The following is a 14,980-nucleotide window of genomic DNA, read 5'->3' on the forward strand; positions in this document are numbered from 1 at the left end:
GAAGCCGACCACCTCCTGTAGCCCCCTCTGCCCCAGCCCGCCGGAGACCAATCCCGCGCACACGCATTGACCGGACTGGACCACCGCTCTTACCTTCACACGGCAACCACCCAAGGCCACCCCCACGTGCGCCCGCAGGAGGTCATGCCCGTGCGCCCCACCGCCGCCCTCTCCGCCCTCCTCACCGCCGCCCTCGCCGCAACGGCCCTCACCGCCTGCGGAAGCGGATCCGGAAGCAGTCCGAACACGGTCAAGGTGTCCTACAAGCAGTCGATGGACAACTCGGTCAAGGTCATGGACACCTATCTGGCCGGGATCAAGAAGGAGTTCGAGAAGAAGTACCCGGGGAAGAAGGTCGAGCTCGTCCCCATCAAGGCCCCGGACTCCGAGTACTACACCAAGCTCCAGCAGATGATGCGCTCGCCGAGAACCGCGCCGGACCTGGTCTACGAGGACACCTTCCTCATCAACTCCGACATCACCAGCGGGTACTTGAAGCCCCTCGACCCCTATCTCGCCAAGTGGCCGGACTGGGGGCAGTTCATCGACACCGCCAAGGCCGCGGCCCAGGGGCAGGACGGGAAGACGTACGGCGTGCCGGACGGGACCGACACCCGCGGGCTCTGGTTCGACAAGCGGGTGTTCAAACAGGCCGGGCTGCCGATGGACTGGCAGCCGAGGAACTGGGACGACATCCTCGCCGCCGCCCGCACCATCAAGCAGAAGGTCCCCGGTGTCACCCCGCTCAACGTCTACACCGGCAAACCGGCGGGTGAGCGGTCCACCATGCAGACCATGGAGATGCTGCTCTACGGGACTGGAGACGGAAAGTCCGATCCCCTGTACGACGGCGGCAGCAAGAAGTGGATCAGCGGGAGCCAGGGGTTCACGGACTCGCTGAAGTTCGTCGAGACCGTCTACAAGGAGAAGCTCGGGCCCGACGTCTCCGACGCCCTCGATCCCAACTACACCACCACCGTCATGGGCGAGCTGCTCCCCCAGGGCAAGCTCGGCATCGACCTCGACGGCTCCTGGCTGCCGCAGACCTGGCTCCCGGGCAGCGGGCGTGCATGGCCGGACTGGTCCAGGCAGCTCGGCCTCGCCTCCATGCCCACCCAGCACGGCCAGGCGCCCGGCAAGGTGAGCATGTCCGGCGGCTGGACCTGGGCGATCCCGGCCAAGGCCGGCCATCCCGACCTCGCCTTCGACTTCATCAGGACGATGCAGACCGAGGCGAACGCCAAGAAGTGGTACATCGCCAACTCCGGAATCTCCGTGCGGAAGGACGTCGCCGCCGACCCCTCGTACGCCACCGCCCAGCCCGGCATCAAGTTCTTCACCGACCTGGTGGCCACGACCCACTACCGGCCCGCGTATCCGGCGTACCCGAAGGTGTCCACCGCCATCCAGGAGGCGATGGAGAGCGTGACCACCGGTGACTCGTCAGCCGAGAAGGCGGCGAGCACGTACGATTCGACGCTCAAGGACGTCACCGGCGGCCAAGTGGTCCAGAGGTGAGGCCGTACCGCCGGGTCACCCGGGCGCTCCCCCTCACCCCCGCCCTCGTCCTCATCCTCCTCTTCCTCGCCGGCCCCATCGCCTACTGCGTCTACATCGCCTTCACCGACCTGCAGTTGACGGGGCAGGCGCACGCCTCGTTCGTCGGGCTCGACAATTTCCGGCGGGCCTTCCGGGACAGCGAGTTCCTCAACGCCGTATGGCTGACCCTCGTCTTCACCGTGCTGTCCTCGCTCGTCGGGCAGAACACCCTGGGCCTCGCCCTCGCGGCGCTGATGAAGCGGGCCTCGAAGCCGGTGCGGACCCTCACCGGCGGGGTGGTCGTGACCGCCTGGGTGCTTCCGGAAGTCGTCGCCGGGTTTCTGCTGTACGCCTTCTTCCGGCGGGAGGGGACCTTGAACGCCATCCTGGACTGGCTCCATCTCCCGCGCCAGAACTGGCTGTTCACGCTCCCCATCCTCGCCGTGTCCTTCGCGAACGTCTGGCGCGGCACAGCGTTCTCGATGCTCGTCTACTCGGCCGCGCTGGACGAGATACCCGCCGAGATCACGGAGGCCGCCGAGGTCGACGGGGCCGGCGGGTGGCGGCGGATGTGGCACATCACGCTGCCGATGATCCGCCGGTCCATCGCCACCAACCTCATGCTCAACACCCTCCAGACGCTGTCCGTCTTCGGGCTGATCTGGGTGATGACCCGGGGCGGGCCCGGCAACAAGAGCCAGACCCTCCCCCTCTTCATGTACGAACAGGCCTTCCAGAACAGCATGATCGGGTACGGCACCGCCGTCGCGCTGCTTCTGCTGCTCGTCGGGTCGCTGTTCTCCGTCGTCTATCTGCGTCTGCTGCGGACGGAGGTGTGAGACAGAAGATGCCTCGTCAGCGCACCTCCCGCCGACTCGCCGCCGATGCCGCCCTGCTGGCTGTGGCCGTCGCCTTCGCGCTGCCCCTCGCCTGGGTGGTGCTGTCCGCCGTGGACCCGCACGCCGGCCTGCGGGTCCGCGTCCCGGACGGGCTCACGACGGCCAACTTCCGTGCCGTACTGACCCCGGACATCACCTACACCCCGCTGCTCAACAGCCTGATCCTGTGCGGCGGGGCGACCGCGCTGACCGTCGTCTGCGCCGCCCTCGCCGCGTATCCGCTCTCCCGCTTCCGTTCCCGGCTCAACCGGCCGTTCCTGCTGACGATCCTGTTCGCGACGAGCCTGCCGATCACCGCGATCATGGTCCCGGTGTACGCGCTGTTCGTCCGGGTGAATCTCATCGACACCCTCCAGGGCACGATCCTGTTCTTCGCCGCCTCCCAACTCCCCTTCGCCATCTGGCTGATGAAGAACTTCATGGACGGGGTTCCGAAGGAGCTGGAGGAGGCGGCCTGGACGGACGGGGCGTCCTCGCTGCAGTCATTGGTGCGGATCGTGCTGCCCCTGATGGGGCCGGGGGTCGCCGTCGTCACCGTGTTCTCGTTCGTGATCATGTGGGGGAACTTCTTCGTGCCGTTCATGCTGCTGCTCAGCCCCGACCAGATGCCGGCCTCGGTCAGCATCAACGACTTCTTCGGCAACCGGGGCATGGTGGCGTACGGCCAGCTCGCCGCGTTCTCCGTGATCTACTCGACGCCCGTGATCCTGCTGTACGTGCTGGTGGCTCGGCGGCTGGGGGGCGGGTTCGCGCTGGGCGGGGCGGTCAAGGGGTAGCCAGAAGTGGTGTTCCGCCCGTTACATTCCTTTGCACTGCTTGCATACCGAACGGCCGGAACTGTACGTTCCGACAATCCGTGATCCTGGCCGAACAGACCGTAGCCATCCGCTGCCGGCACCCCTAGCTTGTGCGAAGTGCGCCAACCCTCAGCTCCTCCGTTCAACGCCCCGGCCGCCCGCAGGCTGCGTGCCGCGCTCGGCATGGGTCCCGAGCATGTCGCCTACGGCATGCGGGCCTCGTACGGCCTGCCCTATGTCACGCCCGACCTCGTGATCGCCTGGGAGCGCGGCATCGCCTCCCCGAGCAGCGCCGAACTCACCGCCCTCGCAGGGGTGTTGTGGTGTTCTCCGGGGGAGCTCATCGGCCGGCCCCGGACCCTGCGCGAGCATCGCATCGCGCGCGGGATCGCGCCGGAGGACGTGGCCCGGGCCGTGGGCACGGACCTGGCCGGGTATCTGCGGATGGAGGAGAGCGGGCAGTGGCGGGGCAACGAGCGGCAGTCGGCCGCGCTGGCCGAGGTACTCGGCCTGGCCCTGCCGGACTTCGTGACCGTCACGGGCCGGGAGGCGAAGCTCGCCGAGCTGCTGCACAGCGCGGTGACCACCCGCTGGCAGGCCTATGTGCGGCCGGTGCTGAAGCTGGCCCCGCTGGACAAGGGGGTCCTGGAGGCGGTTCTGCAGGCGCTGCACCAGGACTATCAGGGCCACATGGCCGCCACCCTCAGCTGGGGCGGCGGCAGCAGCGGCGCGAGCGAGTCCGGCCGGGAGTTCCTCGACCGGATCGTGGAGAACTTCTGGCAGGCCGTGGAAAGCCGGACCGGTTGACCAGGGCCGGCTAGAAGACCGACTCCGCCTCGTCCATCCGGTCCTTCGGGACCGTCTTCAGCTCGGTGACCGCCTCCGCGAGCGGCACCATCACGATGTCGGTGCCGCGCAGCGCGGTCATCTTGCCGAACTCGCCGCGGTGCGCGGCCTCGACGGCGTGCCAGCCGAAGCGGGTGGCAAGGACGCGGTCGTACGCGGTGGGGACGCCGCCGCGCTGGACGTGGCCGAGGATGACCGGCTTGGCCTCCTTGCCGAGGCGCCGCTCCAGCTCGTACGCCAGCGCCGTGCCGATGCCCTGGAAGCGCTCGTGGCCGTACTGGTCGATCTCGCCCTTGCCGTAGTCCATCGTGCCCTCGGCGGGGTGGGCGCCCTCGGCGACGCAGATGACGGCGAACTTCTTGCCGCGGGCGAAGCGCTCCTCGACCATCTTGACCAGGTCGGCGGGGTCGAAGGGACGCTCGGGCAGGCAGATGCCGTGGGCGCCGGCGGCCATGCCGGACTCCAGGGCGATCCAGCCTGCGTGCCGGCCCATGACCTCGACGACCATCACCCGCTGGTGGGACTCGGCGGTCGTCTTCAGGCGGTCCATCGCCTCGGTCGCCACGCCGACCGCCGTGTCGAAGCCGAAGGTGCGGTCCGTGGAGGAGATGTCGTTGTCGATCGTCTTGGGGACGCCGACCACCGGCAGGCCCGCGTCACTCAGCATGCGCGCCGCCGTCAGCGTGCCCTCGCCGCCGATCGGGATCAGCGCGTCGATGCCGAACTCCTCGACCATGTCGGCAGCTCCGTCGCAGGCCTCGCGCAGCCGGTCGCGTTCCAGCCGGGAGGAGCCGAGGATGGTGCCGCCGCGGGCCAGGATGCCGCTGACCGCGTCCAGGTCGAGGGAGCGGTAGTGGCGGTCGAGCAGGCCGCGGTAACCGTCCTCGAAGCCGATGACCTCGTCGCCGTACGCCGTCACGGCCCGGTGCACGACCGAACGGATCACGGCGTTCAGGCCGGGGCAGTCGCCGCCTGCGGTGAGAACTCCGATGCGCATCGTGCTGTGTCTCCTGCTCGCTGTCGGTGCCGGTGAGCCAGTCCCGATTGTTCCACGTCCGCAGGGGCACCGAGATACTTGACGGGCGCCTTATCCGGCACCAGGGGTATTGTCAAGAGGGTTCCGCTCACCTTGGTGGGCGATTTTTATGCCATAGATGTGCCGTAGTGGCGACCTTCGAGATCAATCAGGCATATGACATGAGGAACGGAGTGGACGCGTGTCGCGCAGCGTGTACGTGACCGGGATCGACCGCGGTGACGGCCGCCAGGTCGTGGAGCTGGGGGTCATGGAGCTCCTGACCCGGCAGGTCGACCGGGTGGGGGTCTTCCGTCCGCTCGTCCACGACCGCCCCGACCGGATGTTCGAGCTGCTGCGGGCGCGCTACCGGCTGTCCCAGGATCCGGCCACCGTCTACGGCATGGACTACCACGAGGCCTCCGCCCTCCAGGCCGAGCAGGGCACCGACGAGCTGGTCTCCGCGCTCGTCGACCGCTTCCACCTGGTGGCCCGGGACTACGACGTCGTCCTCGTCCTCGGCACCGACTTCGCCGACACCCAGCTCCCCGACGAGCTGTCGCTGAACGCCCGCCTCGCCAACGAGTTCGGCGCCTCCGTGATCCCGGTGGTGGGGGGCCGTAAGCAGACCGCCGAGTCCGTGCTCGCCGAGACGCGCAACGCCTACCGCGCGTACGACGGCCTCGGCTGCGACGTGCTCGCGATGGTCACCAACCGGGTGGCCCGCGAGGACCGTGACGAGATCGCCGGGCGGCTCGCGAACCGGCTGCCGGTGCCCTGCTACGTCGTCCCCGACGAGCCCGCGCTGTCCGCGCCGACCGTCTCCCAGATCGCCCACACCCTCGGCGCGAAGGTCCTGCTCGGCGACGACTCCGGGCTCGCCCGGGACGCGCTGGACTTCGTCTTCGGCGGTGCCATGCTGCCGAACCTGCTGGCCGCCCTGACCCCCGGCTGCCTGGTCGTCACCCCGGGCGACCGCGCCGACCTGGTCGTCGGCTCGCTCGCCGCGCACAGCGCCGGCACCCCGCCGATCGCCGGTGTGCTGCTCACCCTGAACGAGGTCCCGCGCGACGAGATCCTCACCCTCGCCGCCCGCCTCGCCCCGGGCACCCCGGTGCTCTCCGTCAGCGGCACCAGCTTCCCCACCGCCGAGCAGCTGTTCTCGCTGGAGGGCAAGCTGAACGCGGCCACCCCGCGCAAGGCGGAGACCGCGCTCGGCCTGTTCGAGCGGTACGCCGACACGGCCGAGCTGGCCGCGCGGGTGAGCGCGCCCAGCACCGACCGGGTCACCCCGATGATGTTCGAGCACAAGCTGCTGGAGCAGGCCCGCTCCGACAAGCGCCGGGTCGTCCTGCCCGAGGGCACCGAGGAGCGGGTGCTGCACGCGGCCGAGGTGCTGCTGCGCCGGGGCGTGTGCGACCTGACCCTGCTCGGTCCCGAGGACCAGATCCGCAAGAAGGCCGCCGACCTCGGCATCGACCTCGGTGACACCCAGCTGATCGACCCGGCCACCAGCGAGCTGCGCGACGCCTTCGCCGAGAAGTACGCCCAGCTGCGGGCCCACAAGGGCGTGACGGTCGAGCTGGCCTACGACGTCGTATCGGACGTCAACTACTTCGGCACCCTGATGGTCCAGGAGGGCCTGGCCGACGGCATGGTCTCCGGCTCCGTGCACTCCACGGCCGCCACCATCCGGCCCGCCTTCGAGATCATCAAGACCAAGCCCGAGTCGTCGATCGTCTCGTCCGTCTTCTTCATGTGCCTCGCCGACAAGGTGCTGGTCTATGGCGACTGCGCGGTCAACCCGGACCCGAATGCGCAGGCGCTCGCGGACATCGCGATCCAGTCGGCGGGTACGGCGGCGCAGTTCGGGGTGGAGCCGCGGATCGCGATGCTGTCGTACTCCACCGGAACATCCGGCTCGGGCGCCGACGTCGACAAGGTGCGCGAGGCGACCGAGCTGGCGCGCTCGCGGCGGCCGGACCTGAAGATCGAGGGGCCGATCCAGTACGACGCGGCCGTGGAGCCGTCGGTCGCGGCGACCAAGCTGCCGGAGTCCGATGTCGCCGGTCAGGCGACGGTGCTGATCTTCCCGGACCTCAACACCGGCAACAACACGTACAAGGCCGTGCAGCGCTCGGCCGGCGCGATCGCCGTCGGCCCGGTCCTGCAGGGTCTGCGCAAGCCGGTCAACGACCTGTCCCGGGGCGCGCTCGTCCAGGACATCGTCAACACCGTCGCCATCACCGCCATCCAGGCCCAGACGCCCGCCAACTGACCACAGAGAGCATGACCATCACCGTGACCGCGACCCGTGTCCTCGTCCTCAACTCCGGCTCCTCGTCCGTGAAGTACCAGCTGCTCGACATGAGCGACACCGCCCGGCTGGCCGTAGGCCTGGTGGAGCGCATCGGCGAGCAGACCTCCCGGCTCAAGCACACCTGCCTGTCCACCGGCGAGACCCGGGAGCACACGGGGCCCATCGCCGACCACGACGCCGCGCTCAAGGCGGTCGCCGCGGAGCTGGGCCGGGACGGCCTGGGCCTGGACTCGCCGGAGCTGGCCGCCATCGGGCACCGGGTGGTGCACGGCGGGATGTTCTTCACCGAGCCGACCGTGATCGACGACGAGGTGCTCGCCGAGGTCGAGCGGCTGATCCCGGTCGCCCCGCTGCACAACCCGGCCAACCTGACCGGCATCCGCACCGCCCAGGCGCTGCGCCCCGACCTGCCCCAGGTCGCCGTCTTCGACACCGCGTTCCACACGACGATGCCGGAGTCCGCGGCGCGCTACGCGATCGACCCGAAGATCGCCGACCGGCACCGCATCCGCCGCTACGGCTTCCACGGCACCTCGCACGCCTACGTCTCGCGGGAGACCGCGCGGCTGCTGGGCAAGGACCCGTCCGAGGTGAACGTGATCGTGCTGCACCTGGGCAACGGCGCCTCGGCCTCGGCGGTGGAGAAGGGCCGGTGCGTGGACACCTCGATGGGGCTCACCCCGCTGGAGGGGCTCGTGATGGGCACGCGGTCGGGCGATCTGGACCCGGCCGTCATCTTCCATTTGGCGCGCGTTGGCGGAATGTCCATGGACGAGATCGACACTCTGCTCAACAAGAGGAGCGGGCTGTTCGGCCTGTGCGGGGACAACGACATGCGCGAGATCCGCCGCCGGATCGACGAGGGCGACGAAGAGGCGGCGCTCGCCTTCGACATTTACATTCACCGGCTCAAGAAGTACATCGGCGCGTATTACGCCGTGCTGGGCACGGTGGACGCGATCGCGTTCACGGCCGGCGTCGGCGAGAACGCGGCGCCGGTGCGCGAGGCCGCGATCGCGGGCCTGGAGGGGCTGGGCCCGGCGGTCGACCCGGAACTGAACGGGGTGCGAGCGGACGAGGCCAGACTGATCTCTCCGAAGGATGCGCGTGTCGCCGTCGCGGTGGTGCCGACGGATGAAGAACTGGAGATCGCGACCCAGACCTACGCACTGGTCGGAAAGAACAACTGAATAGCACCTGAGCGGTGTGCCACTCATTTGTATCTTCCGCCAGACGGAATATTCCGTAGCGAAACAAACCGATAGGATCGCCCCATGCGCCGTTCGAAAATCGTCTGTACTCTCGGCCCCGCGGTCGACACCCACGAGATGCTCGTCTCGATGATCGAGGCCGGCATGAATGTGGCCCGATTCAACTTCAGCCACGGCACCCACGCCGAGCACCAGGCGCGGTACGACCGCGTCCGGGCCGCGTCCAAGGAGACCGGCCGGCCCATCGGTGTCCTCGCCGACCTCCAGGGCCCGAAGATCCGTCTGGAGACCTTCGCCGAGGGTCCGGTCGAGCTGGAGCGCGGTGACGAGTTCGTCATCACGACCGAGGACGTCCCGGGCGACAAGCACATCTGCGGTACGACGTACAAGGGGCTGCCGGGCGACGTCTCGCGCGGCGACCAGATCCTCATCAACGACGGCAACGTCGAGCTGAAGGTCCTGGATGTCGAGGGCGCCCGGGTCAAGACGATCGTCATCGAGGGCGGTGTCGTCTCCGACCACAAGGGCATCAACCTGCCCGGCGCGGCCGTCAACGTGCCCGCGCTGAGCGAGAAGGACGTCGAGGACCTGCGCTTCGCCCTCCGCATGGGCTGCGACATGGTCGCGCTGTCCTTCGTCCGGGACGCCAAGGACGTCGCCGACGTCCACCGGGTGATGGACGAGGAGGGCCGCCGGGTCCCGGTCATCGCCAAGGTGGAGAAGCCGCAGGCGGTGCAGAACATGGAGGACGTCGTCGCGGCGTTCGACGCCGTCATGGTGGCCCGTGGCGACCTGGCCGTGGAGTACCCGCTCGAAAAGGTCCCCATGGTGCAGAAGCGCCTGATCGAGCTGTGCCGGCGCAACGCCAAGCCGGTGATCGTGGCGACCCAGATGATGGAGTCGATGATCACCAACTCCCGCCCGACCCGCGCCGAGGCCTCCGACGTGGCCAACGCGATCCTGGACGGCGCCGACGCGGTCATGCTGAGCGCCGAGTCGTCGGTGGGCGCCTACCCGGTCGAGACGGTCAAGACGATGTCGAAGATCGTCCAGGCGGCCGAGCAGGAGCTGCTCTCCAAGGGCCTGCAGCCGCTGGTGCCGGGCAAGAAGCCGCGCACCCAGGGTGGTTCGGTCGCGCGTGCCGCGTGCGAGATCGCGGACTTCCTCGGCGGCAAGGGCCTGATCGCCTTCACCCAGTCCGGTGACACCGCGCGCCGCCTGTCCCGCTACCGCGCGGTCCAGCCGATCGTCGCCTTCACCACGGACGAGGCCACCCGCAACCAGCTCACCCTCAGCTGGGGCGTGGAGTCCCACGTCGTGCCGTTCGTCAACACCACCGACGAGATGGTCGACCTGGTGGACCAGGAGGTCGCCAAGCTGGGCCGCTTCGACGCGGGCGACACGGTGATCATCACCGCCGGCTCGCCCCCCGGCGTCCCCGGCACGACCAACATGCTGCGGGTCCACCACCTGGGCAACAAGAGCAACTGAGCGGCACCGTAAGGCAGTCGTACGGCACTGAGGGCGCCCCCCTGTGGCAGGGGGGCGCCCTCAGTGGGTCCGGCGGATCATGCCGGCGGTGCTCCCACCGTCTCCCGCAGCCAGGCGTTGGCGCCCAGTTCCGGATGGGCGGCGGTGATCAGCCGTACGGCCTCGGCCTTCGCCCGCTCGGCGAGCCCACGCAGTTCCGCCCAGGTCAGCTCGGCCGTGGCCGGCGGCCACTCCGTCGTGAGGGTGACGGTCGTCGCCTCACGGCGGAAGGAGTAGACGTGCTGGGTGAGGGAGGCTTCGACCGCGATGCCACCGCAGGTCTCCAGCTCTCGCGCCGCGTGGTCCAGGAGCAGCGCGATGTCGACCACGGGCTCTCCCCGCAGCCGCACGCTGAGGTCCACGCCGTGGACGACGAGCCGCAGGTCGGCCTTGAAGTACCTCAGGCAGAAGTCCGAGGCCGTCAGCTCCGGCTCCTGTGGCCTCCAGTCCGGTGACCAGGAGCCGTCGTCCGCGCGCGGCTCGAAAGAGAAGGCGATCATCCGTCCGCCCTCCCCTCACCAGATGTTCTTGGGCATCGCGGTCACCAGGTTGCCGTAGTCGTCGACGACGAGCCGGATACCGTTCTGGCCGTTCGCCCCGGTCGTCACACCGTCGAAGGCGTAGTCGATGTAGTTGCCTCCTCGGGGGTCGGCCTTGGCCCGCGGAACCTCGCGTCCGAACTGCGCCGCCTCCTCGATCAGCTTCTTGAGCTTACCGGCGTCGATCCCCTCGGCGAACACGTTCCCCATGTCGCCCGCCTCGTGATAGCTGCCGCCCCACAGGTGCTCGTCACCGATGTGCTTCAGCGCCCCGCTGGTGATCGTGCGGCAGTTGATGTTGTGGACCAGCACCGGGCTGTCCCCGGCCATCACGAAGTAGGAGTGGACACCCTCCACCGTGAGGTCGTACGTGACCTGCGGCTTGGTGTACGAGGTGACGCCGACGACCGTGACGGTGCCACGGTCCGCGGTCTGCAACCGGTGGCCGGCCGACAGGCGCCCGGCGTCCGTCCATGAGCCGGTGGTGAGGTCGTAGAACGGGTGGTCGGAGGTACCGGTGACGGTGCGCCGTCCGCTCGGCGTGGCGACGGTCAGGTCGGTGAACCGGGTGTCGGTGGTGGTGCGGTGGGTCAGGACGACGTCGTGCCGCTCGGTGGCCGTGTCACCCGGCCACGCGGTGAGGACGTGATCCCCTGCCGTCACCTTCTCGATGGCACGGACACCGCCGTCGGCCAGCTTGACCATGGTGCCCGCCACGAAGCTGTGCTTCACGCAGAACGACACGCCCTTGGCGAGCCGTGCGTCGATGATGACCTTCAACGCCTTGAGCGTCTTGCGCGCCTTGGCTGCTCCCTCGAAGAACTTCCCGATCCCGGCGCTGATCCGCACGACGGCCGTGGCCACGGCAGGCGCCTTACCTATCAGGGTGGCCGCGCTGAGGGCATTGACGAGCGTCCACAGGCAGCTCTCCACATCGGGATCGGAGAAGCACTTCTTGGCGTCCGGGACCCCGAGCAGTTCGAGCAGGATCGCGCCGCCGTTCGCCCTGACCCAGTCGAGGACGTCGTGGTTCGCGCCCGCCATGGCCTCGCGGTACTGGTCGACGCAGGTCTGACCGCACTCCGCGAGCAGGGCGGCCTCCTCGTCCTTGGTCAGGACGTACTCGGCGGTCGAACCGCCGGAGTCCACCACCTGCGCGCGCTCCTGCCGCGCCCGCTCCCGTTCCTCGGCCTCCGCCCGCGTGGCCGCCTTGTCCGCCTGGCCCGCGTAGGTGTCGGCTCTGGCCGCCGCGCCCTCCGCGGCGGTGGCGTCGCCCTCCGCCTTGGTGGCCGTCCGGCCGGCCGCCGCCGCGTCCTGGTCGGCGCTGTCGGCGGCAGAACGAGCGCCGGCGGCGTCCTTCTCGGCTTCCGTGGCGTCGTTGTCGGCCTGAGCGGCCGCCGATTCGGCCTCGTTCGCGGCGAAGTGTGCGTAGAAGGCATCGGTGCCCGCCTGTTCGTCGTACTTCTGGGCGTTCCCGTCCGCCTTCTTCGCCGCTGCCGCGTCAGCCGCCGCCGCGGCCGCCGAGGCGTTCGCCGCCGCAGCCGAGTTGACCGCCTGCACCGCGTAGTCCGCGGCGTCGGCCGCCGCCTGGAGGGCGGTCTTCGCATCGCCGGCGGCCTTGTCGGCGAGCGCCTTGGCCTGAGCCGCCGCCTTCTTCGCCTCGTCCGACTTGGCCTTCGCCGCGCTCGCCTGCTGCTCGGCGAGCGTCTTGGAGGTCTGCCCGATCAGCACGGCGTACGCCGCTGACGTGTCGGTCTCGCGGTAGGGGGAGCCGAGGCTGATCGCTTCGTCGGCCGCCTTGGTCGCCGCGGTCGCGGCGTCCCGGGCGGCCTGCGCGTACTGTGCCGTGGCGGTGGCGTACCCGGCGGTCTTCGCAGCCCACGCGGCCGTCTTCGCGGCCTCGGCCACCGCAGCGGTGGCCTCCGTGCGGGCGGTGGCCGCCGCCGTCCGGGCCTTGTTGGCCTCGCCGTCGGCCTTCTTGGCCTTCTCCTTCGCCGCTGCCGCCGCGTCGATCGCCTCGGCGGCGGCAGCGTGCGCGGTGGCGGCCGCCGCGTGTGTCTTCGCGTACGCCGACTGGGCCGCGTCGGCAGCGGAGCGGGAACGCTTGGCCGCGCCTTCCGCGCGAGTCGCCGCCGCTCGTGCGTTCACCGCGGCCGTCGTCGCGTCGTCGGCCGCAGCACGGGCCCGGGTCGCCGCGGCCGACGTGCCGTCGGCAGCAGCGGCCGCCGACTCCAGCGCGGCCGCCCGGGAGGCGGTGGCGTTCTTCTCGTGCTCGGCCTTGACCGCTTCGTTGCGGGCCTGGTAGGCGCGCAGTTCGGCGTCCTCGGCCGCCGCCAGCTTGTCCGCCGCCGTGGAGCCCGCCGACTCCGCGGCCGTGCGAGCCTTGCGGGCGGTGTCCTGCTCGCCCCGCGCCCGCTCCTCAGCCGCGCCGGCCTTCGCCCGCTCGCTCGCCGCGAGGTCGCGCTCCCGCTCGGCGTCGGCCCTCTCGGATTCCGCGATACCGCGCTGCCGCTTCGCCTCGGCCGCCTGCTCCCGGGCCGTCTGCTCCGCCTTCTCGGCCGTCGTGCGGGCGTTCTTCGCCGTGGTGGCGTCGGCCGCCGCCTCGGCGGCCAGCTTGGCCGCGGAGTCGGCCGCCGCCTTCGCCTGCGCCTTCGCCTCCAGCGCCGCCGTCTTGCGGAACTCGGTGTTCAGCGCGTGTGTCTGGGTCTTGGCCAGCGCCAGGAGCGTCTGGGAGTCGGCCGCGGTGGCCTTCGCCGCGTTCGACGCGGTCAGCGTGGCCTTGGCCGCGGCCTGGGCGGCGGCGTAGGACGCCTTGGTGACCTGCACCGACTGCTGCGCGTACAGCAGGCCCCGGCCGCGGGGCAGTTTCGCCGCGTCGGCGATCTGCCAGGCCTTCTGCTGCTGAGCGGTCACGGTGTCGGCGGCCGTCTTGGCTCGTCCGACGGCCGCGTCCGCCACGGTGACCTGTTTGGCCGCGGCGGCCTTGGCCGCGTTCAAGTCGGCCGTGGCCTTCGTGAATTCGGCGGCCTTCGGGTAGTTGATGGCGCCCTTGTGGGCGGCCCAGTACTTCTGCCAGTACAGGATCTGGTCCGCCAGCCAGGCCTGTCGGACCGCCTCGATCATGGCCTCGGTGGCGGCCCGGGTCTCCTTCGCGGCGGCGGCCTCGGCGGCGACGATCTGCTTGCGCTGCTCGGCCTGGCCGGCGTACTCCGACTCCCACTCCGCATAGGCCTCGGTGACGACGCCGGTCAGCATCCGGTAATGGTCGATGGGGTTGTCGCTGTCGCAGGCCGCCCAGGCCTGCTTGAGCGCCTCGACCTCGGTGCGGAACTCCAGCGAATCAGGCTCGGGCGCCTTGGTGGCGAAGCCGCCGAAGCGCAAGAAGGTGGCGACGTCGTTGGCCGAGGAATGGCCCAGGTTGCTCGTGTCGAGCAGTTCCTTGCCCGCGACGTCCTTGTAGGCGGCGGCCCAGGCGTCGCCGCCGGTGTCGAACGCGTCGAGCACCTTCTTGGCCTGGTCCAGCGAAGCCTGGCCGGGGCGCGGGGTCGGGTCCTCGGCCGCCTTGTCGTACAGCTTCTGCTGGGTGCCGAGGGTGAAGGTGACGATGTCCGCGCCGAACTCGGGGGCCCAGAAGTCCCGGCCGCCCGAGGAGTTCACCGAGCGGTACGGCTTGTTGCTCTCGTCCAGTTTCGTCTGGCGGTCCCGGAACGCGTTCAGGGCGGCGATGCCCGCGTCCCGGTCGCGGGTGGCGGCCTGGCCCCACTCGCCGCCCACCGCGTCCGGGGTCACGAACGCGCGCAGGCCGGCGTCCGTGCTGGTGAGTTTCGCCGCCGCAGCCGCCTTGAGGTCGGGGCCGCCGTAGTGCACGGCCTGCCCCGCCTGGCAGCGGTCCGCGCGGGCCTGTGCGCCCAGACTGATGCGCAGGGTGCGCTGGTAGGGGTTGGCCGGGTTGTCGCCCGGCTCGTCCGCGGCGGCGGGGATCGCGTACACGAGTCCGCCGAGCATCGCCGATGCGGTGACGAGCGCCGTGAGGGCGATGCCCCGCTGGAGCTGTCTCCCCGTAGCTCTTTTTCTGTCTCCGATATGTCTTTTTCTGCCTCTTCGCGCTGTTCGCACGTCCGGGCCCTCCTCTGGATGGTCAGTCCGTCAGTCGGTCCGCGCAGGAAGCAGGCAGGATGAGACAAGGGTCAGAAAAATGCGCAGAAATCCCCCTCTGAGCGTGCGGTCGACACGCCCCCCGCCCCCTCCCCGGGGTCGCGATCATCCTGTCAGGCCAGGCTGTTT

The 14,980-nt window shown here is 70.0% G+C and carries 10 protein-coding genes; 7 read left to right on the forward strand and 3 right to left on the reverse strand.

What is annotated here, in order from left to right; genetic code table 11:
• The first annotated feature begins 144 nt into the window (after nucleotides 1-144).
• The 4 genes from O1G22_RS13570 to O1G22_RS13585 all read left to right on the forward strand — a co-directional run bounded on the left by O1G22_RS13570 (nucleotide 145) and on the right by O1G22_RS13585 (nucleotide 4,042).
• Complete coding sequence (locus tag O1G22_RS13570; RefSeq protein WP_270081593.1) at nucleotides 145-1,518, forward strand: extracellular solute-binding protein; 1,374 nt, start codon at nucleotides 145-147, stop codon at nucleotides 1,516-1,518.
• The gene (locus O1G22_RS13575; RefSeq protein ID WP_270081594.1) at nucleotides 1,515-2,378 is read left to right on the forward strand and encodes a carbohydrate ABC transporter permease; all 864 of its coding nucleotides are present in this window, start codon (nucleotides 1,515-1,517) and stop codon (nucleotides 2,376-2,378) included. The genes O1G22_RS13570 and O1G22_RS13575 overlap by 4 nt, the downstream gene beginning before the upstream one ends.
• Before the next feature lie 8 nt (nucleotides 2,379-2,386).
• Complete coding sequence (locus O1G22_RS13580; protein WP_270081595.1) at nucleotides 2,387-3,214, forward strand: carbohydrate ABC transporter permease; 828 nt, start codon at nucleotides 2,387-2,389, stop codon at nucleotides 3,212-3,214.
• A gap of 138 nt (nucleotides 3,215-3,352) precedes the next feature.
• On the forward strand, nucleotides 3,353-4,042 hold the full coding sequence (locus O1G22_RS13585; protein WP_270081596.1) for a helix-turn-helix domain-containing protein: 690 nt from the start codon (nucleotides 3,353-3,355) through the stop codon (nucleotides 4,040-4,042).
• 10 nt (nucleotides 4,043-4,052) lie between these two features.
• Here O1G22_RS13585 and O1G22_RS13590 read toward each other — a convergent pair whose 3' ends face one another.
• Complete coding sequence (locus tag O1G22_RS13590) at nucleotides 4,053-5,078, reverse strand: ATP-dependent 6-phosphofructokinase (RefSeq protein ID WP_270081597.1); 1,026 nt, start codon at nucleotides 5,076-5,078, stop codon at nucleotides 4,053-4,055.
• 220 nt (nucleotides 5,079-5,298) lie between these two features.
• On the opposite strand from O1G22_RS13590, the gene pta reads away from it, so the two are divergent.
• From pta to pyk, 3 genes are all read left to right on the forward strand, one after another.
• The gene (pta, locus tag O1G22_RS13595) at nucleotides 5,299-7,374 is read left to right on the forward strand and encodes a phosphate acetyltransferase (protein ID WP_270081598.1); all 2,076 of its coding nucleotides are present in this window, start codon (nucleotides 5,299-5,301) and stop codon (nucleotides 7,372-7,374) included.
• 23 nt (nucleotides 7,375-7,397) lie between these two features.
• A complete protein-coding gene (locus O1G22_RS13600; RefSeq protein ID WP_270086410.1) occupies nucleotides 7,398-8,606 on the forward strand; it encodes an acetate kinase in 1,209 nt (402 codons plus the stop codon).
• A gap of 84 nt (nucleotides 8,607-8,690) precedes the next feature.
• Nucleotides 8,691-10,118 (forward strand): pyruvate kinase, encoded by a 1,428-nt coding sequence (gene pyk, locus O1G22_RS13605; protein WP_270081599.1) that lies wholly within the window; start codon nucleotides 8,691-8,693, stop codon nucleotides 10,116-10,118.
• A gap of 77 nt (nucleotides 10,119-10,195) precedes the next feature.
• Here pyk and O1G22_RS13610 read toward each other — a convergent pair whose 3' ends face one another.
• Nucleotides 10,196-10,657: a hypothetical protein gene (locus O1G22_RS13610; protein WP_270081600.1), complete on the reverse strand. Its 462-nt coding sequence runs from the start codon at nucleotides 10,655-10,657 to the stop codon at nucleotides 10,196-10,198.
• Nucleotides 10,658-10,672: 15 nt separating this feature from the next.
• A complete protein-coding gene (locus tag O1G22_RS13615) occupies nucleotides 10,673-14,701 on the reverse strand; it encodes a polymorphic toxin-type HINT domain-containing protein (protein ID WP_270081601.1) in 4,029 nt (1,342 codons plus the stop codon).
• Nucleotides 14,702-14,980: the final 279 nt, after the last annotated feature.

The organism is Streptomyces camelliae (assembly GCF_027625935.1).
Classification (GTDB): domain Bacteria; phylum Actinomycetota; class Actinomycetes; order Streptomycetales; family Streptomycetaceae; genus Streptomyces; species Streptomyces camelliae.

What these genes read in the sequence shown, in the direction of transcription:
- O1G22_RS13570 (WP_270081593.1), top strand. Translation starts at nt 145, where the DNA reads ATGCCCGTGCGCCCCACCGCCGCCCTCTCCGCCCTCCTCACCGCCGCC.
- O1G22_RS13580 (WP_270081595.1), top strand. Translation starts at nt 2,387, where the DNA reads ATGCCTCGTCAGCGCACCTCCCGCCGACTCGCCGCCGATGCCGCCCTG.
- O1G22_RS13590 (WP_270081597.1), bottom strand. Translation starts at nt 5,078, where the DNA reads ATGCGCATCGGAGTTCTCACCGCAGGCGGCGACTGCCCCGGCCTGAAC.
- pyk (WP_270081599.1), top strand. Translation starts at nt 8,691, where the DNA reads ATGCGCCGTTCGAAAATCGTCTGTACTCTCGGCCCCGCGGTCGACACC.
- O1G22_RS13610 (WP_270081600.1), bottom strand. Translation starts at nt 10,657, where the DNA reads ATGATCGCCTTCTCTTTCGAGCCGCGCGCGGACGACGGCTCCTGGTCA.
- O1G22_RS13615 (WP_270081601.1), bottom strand. Translation starts at nt 14,701, where the DNA reads ATGCTCGGCGGACTCGTGTACGCGATCCCCGCCGCCGCGGACGAGCCG.